12 protein-coding genes and 2 pseudogenes are annotated in these 16,161 nt (G+C 58.7%); 11 read left to right on the forward strand and 3 right to left on the reverse strand.

Annotated features, from left to right (window positions below; all coding sequences use genetic code 11):
• Nucleotides 1–345: 345 nt before the first annotated feature.
• Nucleotides 346–792 (reverse strand): NAD(P)H-dependent oxidoreductase, encoded by a 447-nt coding sequence (locus EEB12_RS29050; protein ID WP_141489071.1) that lies wholly within the window; start codon nucleotides 790–792, stop codon nucleotides 346–348.
• A gap of 18 nt (nucleotides 793–810) precedes the next feature.
• On the opposite strand from EEB12_RS29050, the gene EEB12_RS31180 reads away from it, so the two are divergent.
• The 3 genes and pseudogenes from EEB12_RS31180 to EEB12_RS29065 all read left to right on the forward strand — a co-directional run bounded on the left by EEB12_RS31180 (nucleotide 811) and on the right by EEB12_RS29065 (nucleotide 2,843).
• On the forward strand, nucleotides 811–1,017 hold the full coding sequence (locus EEB12_RS31180; RefSeq protein WP_141489072.1) for a LysR family transcriptional regulator: 207 nt from the start codon (nucleotides 811–813) through the stop codon (nucleotides 1,015–1,017).
• Nucleotides 1,018–1,223: 206 nt separating this feature from the next.
• Nucleotides 1,224–1,688, forward strand: a complete 465-nt coding sequence (locus EEB12_RS29060; protein ID WP_141489073.1) for a hypothetical protein — start codon at nucleotides 1,224–1,226, stop codon at nucleotides 1,686–1,688.
• Between the two features lie 67 nt (nucleotides 1,689–1,755).
• Nucleotides 1,756–2,843, forward strand: a pseudogene (locus EEB12_RS29065) (IS3 family transposase).
• A gap of 102 nt (nucleotides 2,844–2,945) precedes the next feature.
• Here EEB12_RS29065 and EEB12_RS29070 read toward each other — a convergent pair.
• Entirely contained in the window at nucleotides 2,946–3,500 is a 555-nt protein-coding gene (locus EEB12_RS29070) for a TetR/AcrR family transcriptional regulator (RefSeq protein ID WP_141489074.1), read from the reverse strand.
• 64 nt (nucleotides 3,501–3,564) lie between these two features.
• On the opposite strand from EEB12_RS29070, the gene EEB12_RS29075 reads away from it, so the two are divergent.
• The 3 genes and pseudogenes from EEB12_RS29075 to EEB12_RS29090 all read left to right on the forward strand — a co-directional run bounded on the left by EEB12_RS29075 (nucleotide 3,565) and on the right by EEB12_RS29090 (nucleotide 8,011).
• The gene (locus EEB12_RS29075) at nucleotides 3,565–4,593 is read left to right on the forward strand and encodes an SDR family NAD(P)-dependent oxidoreductase (protein WP_220095789.1); all 1,029 of its coding nucleotides are present in this window, start codon (nucleotides 3,565–3,567) and stop codon (nucleotides 4,591–4,593) included.
• 885 nt (nucleotides 4,594–5,478) lie between these two features.
• Nucleotides 5,479–5,940: a nuclear transport factor 2 family protein gene (locus tag EEB12_RS29080; protein WP_141489075.1), complete on the forward strand. Its 462-nt coding sequence runs from the start codon at nucleotides 5,479–5,481 to the stop codon at nucleotides 5,938–5,940.
• A 921-nt stretch (nucleotides 5,941–6,861) separates the two neighbouring features.
• A pseudogene (locus tag EEB12_RS29090) lies at nucleotides 6,862–8,011 on the forward strand (IS3 family transposase).
• 116 nt (nucleotides 8,012–8,127) lie between these two features.
• Here the strand turns inward: EEB12_RS29090 and EEB12_RS29095 are convergent.
• Nucleotides 8,128–9,204 (reverse strand): substrate-binding domain-containing protein, encoded by a 1,077-nt coding sequence (locus EEB12_RS29095; protein WP_181447603.1) that lies wholly within the window; start codon nucleotides 9,202–9,204, stop codon nucleotides 8,128–8,130.
• Between the two features lie 742 nt (nucleotides 9,205–9,946).
• On the opposite strand from EEB12_RS29095, the gene EEB12_RS29100 reads away from it, so the two are divergent.
• The 5 genes from EEB12_RS29100 to EEB12_RS29120 all read left to right on the forward strand — a co-directional run bounded on the left by EEB12_RS29100 (nucleotide 9,947) and on the right by EEB12_RS29120 (nucleotide 16,141).
• A complete protein-coding gene (locus EEB12_RS29100) occupies nucleotides 9,947–10,699 on the forward strand; it encodes an SDR family NAD(P)-dependent oxidoreductase (RefSeq protein WP_181447604.1) in 753 nt (250 codons plus the stop codon).
• A 1,102-nt stretch (nucleotides 10,700–11,801) separates the two neighbouring features.
• Nucleotides 11,802–12,530 (forward strand): IclR family transcriptional regulator, encoded by a 729-nt coding sequence (locus EEB12_RS29105; RefSeq protein WP_181447605.1) that lies wholly within the window; start codon nucleotides 11,802–11,804, stop codon nucleotides 12,528–12,530.
• A gap of 612 nt (nucleotides 12,531–13,142) precedes the next feature.
• Nucleotides 13,143–13,667, forward strand: coding sequence for a cupin domain-containing protein (locus EEB12_RS29110; RefSeq protein WP_141489080.1), 525 nt, complete (start codon nucleotides 13,143–13,145; stop codon nucleotides 13,665–13,667).
• Nucleotides 13,668–13,768: 101 nt separating this feature from the next.
• Nucleotides 13,769–14,620, forward strand: coding sequence for a mycofactocin-coupled SDR family oxidoreductase (locus EEB12_RS29115; RefSeq protein ID WP_141489081.1), 852 nt, complete (start codon nucleotides 13,769–13,771; stop codon nucleotides 14,618–14,620).
• A 237-nt stretch (nucleotides 14,621–14,857) separates the two neighbouring features.
• Complete coding sequence (locus EEB12_RS29120) at nucleotides 14,858–16,141, forward strand: substrate-binding domain-containing protein (RefSeq protein WP_141489082.1); 1,284 nt, start codon at nucleotides 14,858–14,860, stop codon at nucleotides 16,139–16,141.
• Nucleotides 16,142–16,161 lie beyond the last annotated feature (20 nt).

Raw genomic sequence — 16,161 nt, forward strand, 5'->3', positions numbered from 1 at the left:
GCCTGATCAAACCACGAGTTGCAGCTATGTGGTCTTGAGGCCGAGTCCATCGACCTGCGCTAGCCGTCCCGGACTGGATCTGAGCCGTCCGAACCCGATGTTTGAGTTCCCCGTGAGGTATCGAGATATCTTGTTCAAGGGGACGGCGACGGTTTAGTAAGATTCGCGTCCTCGCGGCACCCACTGAGGTGTCGATGCCTCCGCCAGTAGCCGACGTATCTCCGAGACCGGCATAGGAGGCGTAGTCGTCGACCAGGATCTAGGCCTTAGTACGTACGCGGAGGCCGAAATTTTCTGTGTGGTGGATATCTGGGTGAAGCCGGGGCGACGGCGATTTGCAGCCTGTCAGGCGGGCTTTGGTGATTGTCGGGGTCCAGATCTGAGTCCGTGGTGCGCTGCCGCTGCGTATCCGTGTTCTAAGGACTGTGTGGCGAGCGGAATGAGTTCGGCCTGCTCTGGCATGACTTCAGCGGAGGTGAGCTCGTCGATCAGTTCATTGCGAAGTGCGTCCGGGCTGCCAGGTTGGACGTCTTTCCGGATTGACTCGTCGACGAGTTCGAGGCCCACGTGAGGGATCGGATGCAGGGCTAGGTCGCGAGTCATGACTTCACTATCAGGATTCGCCTTTCGCCAGCTCGCGACAAACGCCGAAGCCACTGATCTTGAAACGGATTGATCGATTCTCGGTGAGACATCGATGTGAAGAAGAGTGCTCATGATTACCTTCGCAGTAGTTGTGACAACCCCGAGTGTGCAGGCACTCTCGAAGATGCGCGATGCACACATAGGCATTGCTCTATGCCCTTGAGTATGGAGCGTCCCCAAGTCCGCGAACTCGAGTACGTGATCGCTGTTGCGGACAATCTAAGTTTCACTGGGGCGGCGGCATGGCTCGGCATAGCTCAGCCTCCGCTCTCGCGAGCAATCAGCCGGTTTGAACGCCGTCTTGGTGTGAGGTTATTTGATCGAACTAGTCGGGGTGTCCGTGTCACAGAACAAGGGGTGTCCGTGTCATAGAACAAGGAGCCCAGGTCGTCGAGCGGAGTAGGAGAATTCTTAGCGACCTAGACGAGCTCAGCCGCCGAGCGGCGGCGAGATCGATTGTTCTCGCTGCTCGCCCGAGGACTGGCTCAGGTTTCTTGCGAACCGTTCTCACCGCCTACGCTGCGACATCAGGTTCGGTGAATGTGGATGTGCGGTTCAGTCTCTCGCCGGAATCTGTTGTGCAAGAGGGTATTGCCGACCTGGCGCTGGTGTGTGGGGATCAGAACCTGCTCGGCTTGGAGGTCGAAGAATTGATGGAACTGACTACCGTCACGCTGGTGCCCCGCCGTGTCGGAATCAGCGTGGGCGCGTTGACGTTGCAACAGGTAGAGCGTCTGCCGGGCTTTCGTCATGGATATCCCGAAGTCTCCCTCGATCAGCTCATCGACCTTGTTGCACTTCAAAAGGCGGTCGTGTTGGCGACCGGTGACATTGCCGATCGAGTCGGGGTTGGGGTTGAAATGGTGTCGATTCTCGACGCGCCGCCGATTCGCCTTGCATTCGCCATGGACTCTCGAACGGTGAATGCGCATTGCCGCGCTCTGGTTACTGCCGCGCGGCGTGTGTCGTATGCCTACCCGCGTGTTGAAGATCGATGCAACGGCGGAGGTGCAGAACAAGGGACGACTGGTGCTAGTGAATAGGGTCTGCACTCGGTTTGGTTGATACCTAACCTGTGAGGATCGCTCCTCACGGTGAAAGGATCCTGCTATGCCGAAGTCGTTCCCCGAGGAGTTCCGCCGCGACGTGGTCGCGGTTGCCCGCAAACGTGAAGCCCCGCTGACCCAGATCGCGAGAGACTTCGGGATCTCCGAGCCGACCCTGCACAACTGGCTCAAGAAAGCAGACATCGAAGACGGCAACCTGCCCAGAATGACCAAGGACGAATCCGCCGAACTCCGCGAAGCCAAGAAATGAATTCGTTTGCTCGAGCAGGAAGCGGAAGTGATGCGACGAGCTGTCGCCTACCTGTCTCGGGACGGCAACCCAAAATGATGTTCCCGCTGGTCCGCGACCTCGCTGGCGACGGAATTCCGGTCACGGTGACCTGTCGGGTGCTCGGTTTCTCCACACGAGCATTCTACAAATGGCGTGATAGCCCTGTGACACAAAGGGATTGGGACGATGCGCATCTGATCAACGCCGCTTACGGCATTCGCGCCGACGACCCGGCTTTCGGATACCGATTCATCGCCGACGAATTACCTGGGTGAGGCATCATCACCGGCGAGAATCGCGTCGCCCGGTTGTGCTCGCAGCAACGTATCTGGTCGGTGTTTGCGAAGAAGAAAGGACTGAACAGGAAGTCGGGCCCACCGATTCACGACGATCTTGTGGCACGCAAGTTCACGGCACAGAAGCCGAACCAGTTGTGGCTCAACGACATTACCGAACGCTGGACCGACACCGGAAAGCTGTACCTGTGCGCGATCAAGGACGTGCACTCGAACAAGGCCGGCTATTCGATCGACTTGCGAATGAAAGCGTCGCTGGCTGTCCGCGCGCTGACCAATGCCGTCGCTCTCCGGGATCCGACCGGAACCATCGTTCACAGCGGCCGGGGTAGCCAATTTCGGTCAAGAAAATTCGTACAAACATTGTCCGACAACGGTTTACAAGGTTCCATGTTGCAAAAGAACGTCCTTGACCGACAATGCTGGTCTACTCGGGAACAGCTACGGCTGGCGATCGTGACCTGGATCGAGAAGACTTACCATCGCAAACGCCGACAACGGTGCCTCGGGAAACTCACCCCGATCGAGTTTGAGACAATCAATCAGACCGCCCTCGCGGCCTGAAACTATCAACCCCACGTGTCAACTGAAGTGGGTGCAGTCCCATAGTTGTACTTGCACGTGTCTTCGTCGTGATGCAATAACGCGCTTGCCGTGGCGAGGGTTCTAGGGAGCTGTCGTCGTGAACAATGCTCGGTGAAAAATTTGATGGATGCGGGTGTCGCCGTCGTTGCGACCGGCCGACTCATTTTCTGCCTTCCCCGCTGCTGCCATCGGTAGTGTGGACATGACATCACGAACAGTTACACCTGCGTGCACCTGGCCTGCGTCATGTGCGCGCTCTAGGGCGGGCGTCATCGCGGCGTCAAGGCGGTCCGCGTATTCTTTGAATCGAGGGGAACGGCTATGTGCGAACATCTTCGCGATGAGGCCGTCTCTGAGCGCGATGTCGAGCAACAGGTGGTAAAGGGTGGCCATCGAATCCGGCTCTTTGGAAGCGAACTGTTCGACGAGTTCGACATTGTCTTCCATCAGCGTGGCAGCCAGGTCATCTAGCGTAGCGAAATTCCGGTAGAAGGTCGCTCTGCTCACCGACGCCTCCTTCGCGATCTTGCCGACCGAGACGTTGGCACCGTCCCGTGCGAACACTCTCCGCGACGCGATCATGAGTTGTTCACGGTTTCGAGAAGCGTCTTGACGCTGTGTCGTTGAAGGCTTCACTCGTCTAGATTACCAAGTTCGGTGGGAGGCCCGCCCTAAGCGGACAGTGATGTACGTTTATTTTATGGGAACAGCAATGGAACAAATACGCCCTCTCGCAGGGAAAGTCGCGGTCGTCACTGGCTCAGGCCAGGGGATAGGGCGTGGTATTGCATTGATGCTCGCGAGCTTTGGCGCGAAGGTCATCACCAACGACTTGAAGCCCCGTTCGACGGACGAGGTGGACATGAAGTTTCGGGCGACGGCACTCGCCGGCGACGCCCCTTTAATGAGTGCTGAGGAAGAGACGGATTACCTCGTTGCGCAAGGGGATGCGGACACGACAGCGCAAGCCATCGTTGACCTCGGTGGTGAGGCCGTGGCGCTCTATGCGGACGTGACGGATCATGATGCCGCTGGCCGGTTGATTCATACGGCTGTCGATTCTTTCGGGCACATCGATATCCTGGTCAACAATGCGGCAGGGCTCGGCTTCGGGCCGTTTGTCTCCTTAACGCCCGACGACTGGAAATATCAGGTATCGGCCAAACTGGATGGTACTTACAACTGTATGTCGCATGCGGTACCACTCATGGTGGCGCGGGGATCAGGCCGAATCCTTAACGCCTCGTCCGACGCTTTGACCGGGATTGCGATGATGGCGCCGTATGCTGCAGCGAACGCCGCCGTCGTCGCGCTCACCAAATCGGTTGCGAAAGAGGTTGATCGACACGGAGTGACGGTAAACGCCTTCTGTCCACAGGCCGCATCTCCAGGCCATATGAGCTTCAACGCCGCTTTCAAAATGATGCTGGCCAGGCAGGGTATTGAGATCAAGGTCGATGAAGACCGGATGCGTAGGTCCGAGGAAGCGCACGGTCCGGCGGAAAACCTGACCATGCTGGCGTACCTCGCATCGGACGAAGCGTCGCACATCAACGGTGCAGTGTTTTCGGTCTCAGGCGGCGGCGACATCGCTTTGTACAACGAGCTCGAACACATTGCACATATCGAAAAGCGCGGCGCCCCATGGACATTTAGTGATCTTCGATCGGCAGTGCCAGCGCGCCTGCTTACGGGGTACCGCCCAATTGCCGAGCGAATAGAATTCTGAGCGAGGCGCCAAGATGCTGGTCGATCGCGGATTGCGGCAGACGTGCGCCCGTAGTGGTGTGATCGGGCCGAGATTGGGCCTTCGCTGACCGCAGACCTATGTGCACCGACGGGCGAGGTCGGTCCAACAATTGCGCTTTTCCCAGTCGCATCGAGCGCACCCGATCAAAGTCGAAAGGTTCGATCGGGCTGATCAACGTTGATTGACGTGCCTCACCCGAGGACTGTCGCGCACACGCGATTAGATAGTTTGCGGCCGCCTTTTACAACTTCGCCCTTCGTTGGTCTTGCAGGGGTGGTGCCGTGGTCAGCATTGGTCCGAGGCACGACGACCACCGCAAATGTGCTGCGCGAAAAGTCCCATAGCCGGATTTTCCATGGTGTCGAACAATTTTGAGGACCTCTGCCTTCGCCGGTCAATCCCGCCTTCCTGCATCTGGGTACGCTGCTCGGTGGGCGATGCGGTCGGGCACGAGATGTGCCTCGCACGTGTGCGTCAGCTGAAGCGGGAGAGACTGTCGCGGGACCACGCTCCTTCGCGTAATTCCACCTGTCGTGCACGCGGCTTGTGTTCTCGCGGGTCCGGTTCTGCCGCCACCTAAGCGGCGACGTTCGGGTCTGCTGATTGGACGCCTATGCCTTCTTGTGTATGGGATGGAACATGAGATGGACGAACTGTGACTGTAGACACAATACGCCCTCGCTGTTAGTCTTCATCTTGAATGCTGCACGATCGTCGCAAATATGGGACAGGGGTCGTCCTCAGGGCTGGTGCGGTGACAGAGCACCAAAGAAATCCAGCTTGGCCTGGCGCGCCGATCGAGCACCGCAGCACCGTTCGGAGTGCAGTCGAACCCGAATCTCACCGTCTCAGTAGAGGAAAGTCATGACGATGTCCATGAAAGCAACTGGCAGGTCAAGCGGTATCGAAGCAATTCTTCCCGTCGACATAAACAAGATTGTGGCCAAAACGTACCTCGGTGCGATGGCCGGCCGTGGAGATGTCGACTTGTTTGAGACGACTTTGGCCGACGACTACGAGGTGATCCTCACTGGACAGAGCAAGATTTCGGGGACCCTCAGCCGTGAACAGCACCTCGCCTTCGTACGAGCGATTCCCAAAATGTTCGTCACGGGCCTCAACTTCGAAATCCTGAGTATGACTGCGGAAGGAGACCGTGTCGCTTGCGAGTCCAGGGTCACGTGCACGCTCGTCAATGGGCTGGAGTACAACAACGAATACCTTCATCTCTTTCGGTTCCGCGATGGGAAAATCTGTCGCACAAACGAGTTCATGGATACTCAGCTCGCTGAGACCGCTTTGCTGCCCATCATCGTTCTTGAATAGTGGTGCGGCAACACGACGGCCGAGTTTCGGACCCGTCGAGAACGAAGTGCAAATTGTTGGTATGGATGACGCATTGGTATGGCTCGAGTGTGGAGCAGGACGATGTCATACATTCTTGACCGATCGGAGTGCGAATTGACCGCCGAACACATGAAAATTCAGGCGCGACGTGTAGTTGCGGGTCTGGATGCCGATGGTAGATCGACGATCATCAGCGATGAGAACACCCGCGCGAGAGTGGCCGCCCCGGCCTTTACTGTCATGAACCTGTGGCAGACTGACCGACTGCCGCCCCGCCTCGACGATGTCGATGGGCTCGGCGCCGTGACCCTGTTACCGCCGTTGGGAAGTGCGATGTACAGAATCACTACCTTCCCGCCGGACGGCCAATGCGATGAGGCTGGATTCAAAGAGTCCTTGGCGGCAATCGGGGGAGGGGACAGTCAGGACGACTCGAGCGACCAGGACGACTCGAGCGACGTGGTTGGTCTTCACGCGACGGACAGCATCGATATCAGTACGGTCTTGACCGGCGAACTGTACGCGGTCCTAGAAAACGGAGAAACGGCCTTACGCCCGGGTGACACGTTCGTTCAGCGCGGAGGTAATCACACTTGGAGCAACCGAAGTGGTGAGCCTGTCACGTTTGTCACTCTCACTATCCCCGCCGTGCGAGACCGGTCCGGCGCGTAACTATCGTCCGCGGCAACCTCTACGTACGGTAGAACGAAACGCGGTATGTCGTCATGTCGATAAGAAGACGGCACACCGCGTTTCGTGTTTGATGACCGAATGGTCAGGTATGTCCGTTCCGCGACTCACGCGACAGTGTGAATCGCACCGGAGTTTCTGATGTTCCCCGAGTTTTCCGGAGTTCGTTTGTTTTACTTCAGGCATTGATGCACCCGAGAGAGGTTCACGATGCCCCGACGTTATCCGCCCGAGTTCCGCCGGAAAGTCCTAGATCTGTTGAAGTCAGGACGCACGGTCGCCGAGGTCGCCGCAGGTCTCGATGTAACCGAACAGGCCATCTACAACTGGCGTGACCAGGAGCTCATCGATACCGGCCAGAAGCCGGGGCTGAGCTCGATCGAGAGCGCCGAACTCGCCGCTGCCCGCCGTCGTATCGCCGAGTTGGAGACCGAGCTCGCCATAGCCACGCGCTCCACGGAATTGCTGAAGTCGGTGGTGCTCCCAAAAGGCGGTTCGAAGCGATCGAGGTGATGGCCAAGGAGGGACTAGCAGTACAGACCTCATGTCGCGTTCTGGAGGTGTCGGAGTCCGGCTTCTACGAGTGGCGCAATCGCCCACCCTCGGAACGCTCACTACGTCATGCTGGCTGACCCAGCTGATCACCGAGGTTCACACCGCCTCGCATGGCACCTACGGTGCCCGCCGGGTCCACACCGAACTCACCCTTGGCCACGGCATTGCTGTTGGGCACGGCTGCATCGAAATGTTGATGAGAGCTGCTGGTGTGAAAGGACTTCCGGGAAACAAGCGTGCACGTTCCAAGCATCAAACCCCGACCGCGAACGATCTCGTCGACCGTAAATTCACCCGCGACGAGCCGAACGAGCTGTGGGTCACAGATATCACGGAAAATCCCACCCGTGAAGGCGAAATATATTGCGCTGTTGTCCTGGATACGTTTTCGAGGCGAGTCGTCGGTTGGTCGATCGACAGCTCGCAGACTGCGAGATTGGTGACAAACGCTCTGGGAATGGCCATTTCGAATCGAGGCCCAACGCCCGGTGCTTTGATTCATTCCGACCACGGAGTGCAGTTCACATCGTGGGCATTCACCGGCCGGGCACACGACTCCGGACTGGTCCCGTCGATGGGATCGATCGGTGATTGCTATGACAACGCCGTGATCGAATCTTTCTGGGGCAGAATGCAAACCGAACTCTTGAACCGGAAACGATGGAAAACGAGGATCGAATTGGCCAACGCCATGTTCGAGTATCTCGAGATCTTCCACAACCGGCAACGCCGGCACAGTGCCCTAGGGATGCTGACACCGATCGAGTTCGAGAACGTACACTTCACACGTCAACCCGTAGCCTGAAGTCAAATATGACGACTCCACAAAACTCGGGGAACATCAGTCTCCGGGCTCGCAGGAGCGGTTCGGTGTGAGTAGGGCCAACGTAGTTGCGGCCCTACTCACACGTCATTTGAAGCTCAGTTCTTCAGAGCTTCGACGGTATCGCGAGATTCCAGCAGCGACCCATTGCACGCCACATCAGGCAATGAAAGATCAGACTGTGCAACAATATCGGAAGCATTGACGATCCCCATCGGATACTCGAGGGTATCGGACGATGGTTTCCCGCCATTTTTGATTTCAAGGCCTACAGCGACGGGCACCGCGTTGATCCATGCGTGACTCGGCGGCAGAAACACGTCCGGCTCGAACCCTTCCGTCTTTGCTCGCTGATACGTGTTGAGTGTTCCGAGCGTGGTGCTGCCCGTAAGCATGATGGTCGGAATGTCCCGATCGCCCGCGGCGGTATACGCATTGATGAAGTCTGCGGCCGACTCGTCATATGCAATCAAGGCGGGTTTCCTTCCGGAGGCGCGCAAGGCTGAGGCAGCCTGGATCGTCCCTTGAGGTGACCAGTCAGTGGTCCCGTCGTAGACCTTGGTGAAGCCCGCGCCGTCCAGCGCTTCCTGCGCGCAGGGCTGCCACGTGGGGGCGTAGGTGTTGCCGGGGACGCCCGTGAACATGGCGTAGGTGAAATCGGTGACGCCCTTATCGGCGAGGTGCTGCTTGAGTGTCGAAGCTGCCGACTCCCACATTCCGCACAGGTCCAGTTTGATCTCGACGGTCAACTTGTCCGCGACGGCAGGCTCGAGGCTGACGAAGCTGTTTACCACCGGAATGCCAGCCGATTTGGCCTGGTCGATCACGGGGCCAAGCTGATTGCCGACAGTGCTCCACCACGGAATCAGCAAATCGGAACCCTGTCCGATTGCGTTGCGCCAGTTGGTCATATGTCGCTGGACATCGTCGCCACTGTCCGAGTACGTGATCTTGGCGACCTCACCGCTTTTGATGGCGTACGAGACGATTTCCGCGCGTGCTTGTGACCAATACGGGTGCACCAGATCGGACAGCAAGGCGATAGTGTGCGTGCCCTGGCCAGTTTCGCATGTCGTCTTCGTCATGCAATCGTTGAAGATGGCGCGCTGGGCTTCGGTGAGGGGGACCGAACCGGCCATCAACACTTTCTGAAACTCTGGCGCCAGTGCGTCCACGTCGATGTCAGGGTTCAGGACCTTTGTGGCCATCTGTTTGAGAGTCGCAGTGTCGGTCGCGGGGATAGTGCTGTTCGCACTGGCGTTGCGGTCGCCGCCGGACGATGTTTCGGCTGCGCATGCGGTGACGGATAGAGCCATCGTGGCTGCGGCGAGGGCCAAGGCGAGGCCCCGACCGCGTGGAGTTACCGACATAGAGTTTTCTCCTGTTTGAGTGGTGCGCTGTCTGTCGGCGCAGTTCCGGGTGTACATAACCGCATCCGACGAAGAAGGGCCTGAGGGCCGAAATATGTTCGTGTGCTTGCAAGCTTGAGGCAAGCGGGTAAATCGAGTGCGTCGCGAGAACAGGCACCATCCCGCCAAGAATCTGGACTCACACCAGGTCTACCGGGTGGTGAAGGCGAGCCGAACTGTGCGGCGATCGGGACGTTATCAGCGTCGCAGTTGCTTGTCCAGGACATTGTCAGACATTAATGAAGCATCTGCGTGTCAGCTTGTGTCGAAGGGTGAGTGGGCGTCTGAGACGACGTGGTTGTCGAAATTGCTCTGAGATAGAGACTTTCGGTTGTCGACTGCACCCGTGATGCAGCTGCTCCGATGCGTTTCGTCGAATCGCGGATAAATAGTCGTCCGGGTTGATAGTTTGATGATCATCGAAACTTGAAATTCGTGCTGGTTCGCGCGACATCTCGACGCTCGCAGCAGCTTGACCATCCGGAAAAGAAAGAGACACATGACTCGATTGGAAAACGCCGTCACGATCGTCACCGGGGCGGGCGGCGGTGTGGGGAGGGCAGCCGCTCTCCGGCTTGCGGAGGAAGGTTCGCGACTGGGCTTGACGGATCTGGACGGGCCTGCGCTGTCGGAAACTGTAGCGCTAGTCCGTGATACGGGGGGCCAAGTGGTATCTGAGACGGGGGATATCGTTTCCGAGCGCACTATCGATGCGCTGACAACCAAGGTCTTAGACAATTACGGTCGGGTCGACGGCTTGGTGAACAACGCGGGCATCGTAATCGCTAAACCGATTCTCGATCACACAGTGGCGGACTTCGATCGACTGATGCATGTCAACGCGATGGCCTGCCTGGTCACAGCGAAACGCGTGGTGCCAGAGATGCTGAAATCGGGAGGTGGCTCAGTTGTGAACGTCGCGTCGATTGGCGCGTTGGCCGCGATTCCGCTTGTTGGTGTGTACTGCGCATCGAAGGCGGCTGTGGTGGGGTTCACCCGTTCACTCGCGTTGGAGCACGCTCCCGGCATTCGTGCGAACGCTATCTGTCCCGGAGGCATCGAGACGGAGATGGCGGAGGAACACATCAAGAGTTTTTCCACCCGTGAGGAGGCGATTGCGACGTTGGCGGGTCGGCAGATGCTCAAGCGCTACGCTGATCCCCGCGAGATCGCCGACGTCATAGTCTTCCTCGTGAGTGCCGAATCGTCGTTCATGACAGGTGCGGTCGTCCCGGTGGAGGGTGGGTGGACTGCCTGGTGAAACCGGAAAGATGCCGGTGGGCGGTCGTCGGCAGTTCGGCGTCGGCGATACGGGGCCTGACGGGTTGGTTGGGGTGACGGTTCGTTTCACTCGCGTGGGTGTTCGTTCTCGTACGTCCGGCGGTCGCGCTGTCCGATTCGGATAGATGAGGGCGTGATGGTCGAGTGCCGAGGTGATAGCTGGGGCACCCGGGATCTAAGAAGTATTGGGAAGTACTTGGTACACAGGTGACCCAGGAATGGGGAGCAAGCTGGTTTCCAATGCCGTGGAGTATCGTCCGATGAAAGTCGGTGGCTTGGCGAACAGCGACTTTGATGTCATGGACTGTGGGTGTGCGGGTAGTAGGCCAGCCCGACGTCGCAATGTGCTCATCAATATGGTTGGCAGCTGCCAGATCTGCACTCGACGCTTCCATCTAAGCGAGTGCTGCGAACAATTCCGCGACGCCGGTCTCGTAGGTCCGGAGGAGTAAAGGCAACGACGTGAGCAATGAAATCCATTCCGTTACAGTATGTTTGACCGTACTTTAGTCCGCCCGGCACGGCCGAGTTCGATGGAATTCTCCGTTGGCTAGCAACCGCCGAGTTCGCCGGGCAGTGCTACGACTGGTTTGAAACTGTTTGAGTGCGCGCTTTCGGTCGAAGAGCATCACCGATTTCGAGTACCCCGATCGTAATCCAAACCGCTCCTGGTCGGCGACCTGTTCATATCGCGCGCAGCAGAGGATGGGCGGGTATTGAATCGGTCTTGTGGGGTAGCCACGCCTGCGAGGCTATCTGTCAGACTGATTCCGAGCTGCGACGATCCATTCCGAGGTGCTGTTCGGAGTCGGCTCGACATGCCCGGTACGAAATAGCAGGACTTGTTTGTCCATAATAGTACTAGTATGTCTATTCATACAGACAGTTATTGCCGACCTTCGACATCGTATGAAGTAGGGACGTTGGGTTGAACCTGATCGACATATGAGGAGACCACGGTAAAGCGGTGACAGGTATACGGTTCACTTGAGATCGGTGAACCGTATGATCGCTCGGGAACCGGGCGAATGAGGATCAATATTCTCGACCGAACCGGTCTACGTGCGCGAGGAGGAGGACCGTTGCCCAAGCCGCATCCAACCGTCAACCGGGTGGTGCTGATATTGGAGACCGTTGCGGCCGAACCCAACGGCTTGACCCTGTCTGCGCTCGCTCGCCATATCGATGTACCTAAGTCCACGGTGCACACGTTGGTAAATGGGCTCCTGTCGACTAGCTTTCTCGAGGAGCAGACTGGCCTGCTGTCGTTGGGGCCGGCCGTAGAGCAGCTTGCATCGTCCCGTGGTGGTCATCAGCAGCTGCGTCGCCTTGCTCACGAAGAGCTGTTGACGCTTTCCGCGAATACCGACGAGACCGCGCATATGTCCATTCGGGCCGGCGACAGTGTCATTATCATCGACCAGGTGGAGTCGACACAGCCGATTCGCTACACCGTAGCTCTACGTGCGCCACGTCCGCTACTGACCACGTCGACCGGTAAATTGTTTCTGGCCGAGCTCGGCCCGGCCGAGCTCGAGACCGTTCTAGCGGATCTGGGACAGACGAAATCGCCAGCCGGCGCAGTGATTCGAGAACAACGCAACGACATCCGTAGCCGCGGCGTGGCCTACAACCTCGAGGAGTCGGTGTCTGGGGTGTGCACCGTCGGGGCGGCCGTTCGCGGAGCAAGCGGTTCGCTGGTTGGCGGGCTGGTAGTGGCAGGACCGGCGGACCGGGTGCGCCCCAAGCTCGACAAGATCGAGCCCATGTTGCGGCAAGCGGCGCAGCGACTGTCGGACCGGCTGCGTTAGCGACATCCTGCGACCTCGTGCTGACGGTTGCTTCTTGCCTCGATCCTCGAATAATTAGAGTAACGATGCTTCGGATCTCCGTGACTGCGCTCGGTCTATTCGGTGGAAGTAAATCCCAATCAACGTCATCCGCGAGTGCCGCGGGAGACGTCTCTGATGTTTCGAGGTGCACGCCTTCATGCCCACGTGCGCATGAATTCTCTCGGGTCCGAAGCGGCTCAGGTTAGTCCGGAGATCACAGTAAATCGGTTGACCTTCGTCGGCGCCCGTCAAATTTCACGTGGCCAGCATCCTGCACGAATGTGAGGCTCGATCACGCATCGAGGCCGCGGTGCGCGCAGCCATGTTTGGTGCGTCCGCTGAGTGAAGCCTTACCTGCAGGGTCGCATCGCGGACCTGCGCTTTTCGTGTATCGAAATTCGATGACCCTCGACACTTGACTCGCCGACAGTGACCCACATAACATGACCTGTGTCGCAATCTGGACGCGTGTTTAGAATACTGGACGCCTAGAGGTGTAGCTACAGAGCGCATCACGACGACACATCGCCCAACAGACGATCGGCGCAATTTCGTTGGAATCGCCGACGTCATCGACCAACGGAGAAGAAGTTGACTGGAGAACATCTCAACGCCCAGGCACGCCGAGTCGTGGCTGGCCTCGACGCAGACGGCAAGTCCACCATCATCAGCGACGAGAACACCACTGCACGTGTTGCCGCACCGACTTTCACCGTCATGAATCTCTGGCAGGTCGACCAACTGCCTGTTCACGTCGACGACGAGGACGGGCTAGGACAGGTCACCCTCATGCCGCCCATGGGAAGCCTGATCTACCGCATCGCCAGCTTCCCCCCCGATAGCGAATGGGACTCCGCGGACTACCAAAAGTCGCTGAGCGCCCTAGAGAGCGGGGATTCTCACGACACCGACAGCGAAATCGCCGGCCTCCACCAGACCGACAGCATTGACCTAATCACGATGCTGTCCGGTGAGCTGTACGCCGTTCTCGAAACCACCGAAACCCTTCTGCGCCCCGGAGACACCTTCGTTCAGCGCGGCGGGAAGCACAGCTGGAGCAACCGCGGCAATATTCCCGCCACGTATGTCGCTTGCACTATCCCCGCAAAGCGCTGAATCGCCTCCGCTGGAAGCGCCAGGGAGGTTGCGTAGCGCGGCTCCTTTCGGTTCGGCCTCGGACGCAAAATCCCGATCTTTAACTATCAGAAGGAATTTCGATGGGAATCTTGGATGGAAGGGTCGCTCTAATCACCGGAGCGGCACGAGGACAGGGCCGAGCGCATGCGCTGGCATTGGCGCGTGAGGGCGCGGACATCGTCGCTCTGGACATCGCCGATCAGATCGACACGGTTCCGTTCCCGATGGCAACACTTGAGGACTTGGAGGAGACCGAACGCCTGGTCAAAGACCTCGGGCGGCGAGTCATCGCCGTGCAAGCCGATGTGCGGTCGCAAGAGCAACTCGACGCCGCAGTTGCGCGCGGTCTGTCCGAACTGGGCAGTATCGACATCTGCATTGCCAATGCAGGCATCTGGCAGCTCGCGCCGATCTGGGAAATGACCGAGCAGCAGTGGCTCGACGTTCACGACGTGAACCTAAACGGCGTTTTCCGGACCATTCGCGCCGTCTCGAAGCCGATGATCGATGCACGGCGCGGCGCCATCGTCGTGACTGCGTCGATGAACGGCGAACAGCCGGGGCTGCACTACTCGCATTACACATCGTCCAAGGCCGGAGTGATCGGACTCATGAAGGGCGCGGCACTCGACCTCAGCCAGTACGGCATTCGCTGCAATGCAATCTCGCCCGGCATCGTCGACACGCCGATGCTGAACTGGCAAGGGGCGTACGACATGTACGCCGGGCACCCGGGGGGAACGAGGCAACACCTCTTGGACGCATCCAAGCACGACCATGCTCTCGCTGGTGTCGCCGCAATCCCGGCGGAGGCAATGGCTGAAGCTGCGCTCTGGCTCGCTTCGGATGCTTCTGCGTACATCACCGGCGTCGCCCTTCCTGTCGATGCCGGTCACATGCTTCTGCGCGGACACAACTTCAACCCCGCATAAATCGGCACCGTCGGCGGTGAGCTGTCGGCCCACCGGGCCAAAGTCAAACTTGTTTTCAGCCATCACCGCCGACGGATGTCGGTTCGTCACACGCGCCGCCCTCTTTGCCTCGCATGGTTTAGAGCTCGCCGGGTTCCATCCGGCTCGCGCGGCGTGCAACCAAACTCTGCTCGCCCTCATCGGCACTCCTCCACCGACTCCACGCCGGTGAAGTAGACGACCTCTAAGGATCTGCTCGTGTTCAGCTCGAAGTCGTTCCGCCCCAATTGTATCGCCGTGGTGTTGGCTGTGGTCGGGCTAGCCATGTCGGTGTCGGCGTGCAGTGCCGGCACTCGCGCCGGATCATCCAATGGTGGGGACGGAACTGTAGTCAGCACTATTCCCGCCACCGACCCGGCCACGCTCACGGCAATGGCAAAGAAGGTATTCAATCCGAGTATCGACCCCAGCGCGCTCGCTCCGGAATTACAAACCGCACTGATGGCAGGGTCGGTTCCTCTCACAGACGCTCAGCGCACCATATTCGACGACTGTATGGCGAACACGTCATGCGAAACAGGCCAGGGTTCGTACACTTTGGCAATCTTGTCTGACCTGGTGCATTCATTCAGCGCGATCGCTCGCGCGGAGATAGTGTCGTACGCCATCAAGAGTGGCGAGATCGCCAAAATCACGTATTCCAACAGTGGCGCGGACGTTCAGCGTCACATGACCGACTGGCGAACGGCCATCGGGCAGGGTGTAGACCTGATCGCACCGCAATTCAGCGCGGTGGGCAATCAACTGGGACCGGTTATCGCACAAGCCAAGGCCGCAGGTATCCCGATAATCAACGGCGCCGTTCAACTCGATCCCGCTGTATCCGAACAATTGTCCGTCAACATCAAGTTCGACCTCTGTGGGATGTGGAAGTCGGCAGCGCCAATTCTGAAGCAGCACTTGCAGGAAAAGGGCCAGACCGACGCGACATACGCGATGTTCACCGGCGTGCCGGGTAACGTGTACGCCCCTACATGGCAACCGTGCGCACAGGAAGCGCTCGATGCTGCCGGTTTCACCAAGGTGTACGACGGCACCACGGACTGGACTCCGCAAGGGACCGTGCAGGCCGCCGGTCAGTTGCGCGCATCGGGCAAGAATCCGTCGTTGATCGCTTACGACGAGTCGGCTGCTGACTTCCTCAACGCATATATCGCCGCCGGTGACCGAAACATCCCCACCTTGATGCTCTCCGGCAGCACCACTCTCGGAACTCTCAAGGCGTACCACCAAGCCGAGCAGGACGGTTACGACGCCGATGTGTTCATGATGCCCGGTACCCATTGGCTCTACGGAGCCGCGCTCGGAGCCGCGCTCGAGATCGTGGACGGCCGGGAACCGTCGGCTCCCGTGCTCGACTATCCCATGGGCATCGTCTCCGCTGCGGACGTTCTCGACCAGTCGGACCTCTCGCTTCCGGACGTCGCCATCAACGGCACCCTGATAGACAGTGCCGACCAGGTCGAGGCGCTCGAAAACTGACCCATTCTCGTGACGGCGAA

Origin of the sequence: Rhodococcus sp. WS1 (genome assembly GCF_003797745.1) — a bacterium.
Classification (GTDB): domain Bacteria; phylum Actinomycetota; class Actinomycetes; order Mycobacteriales; family Mycobacteriaceae; genus Rhodococcus_F; species Rhodococcus_F erythropolis.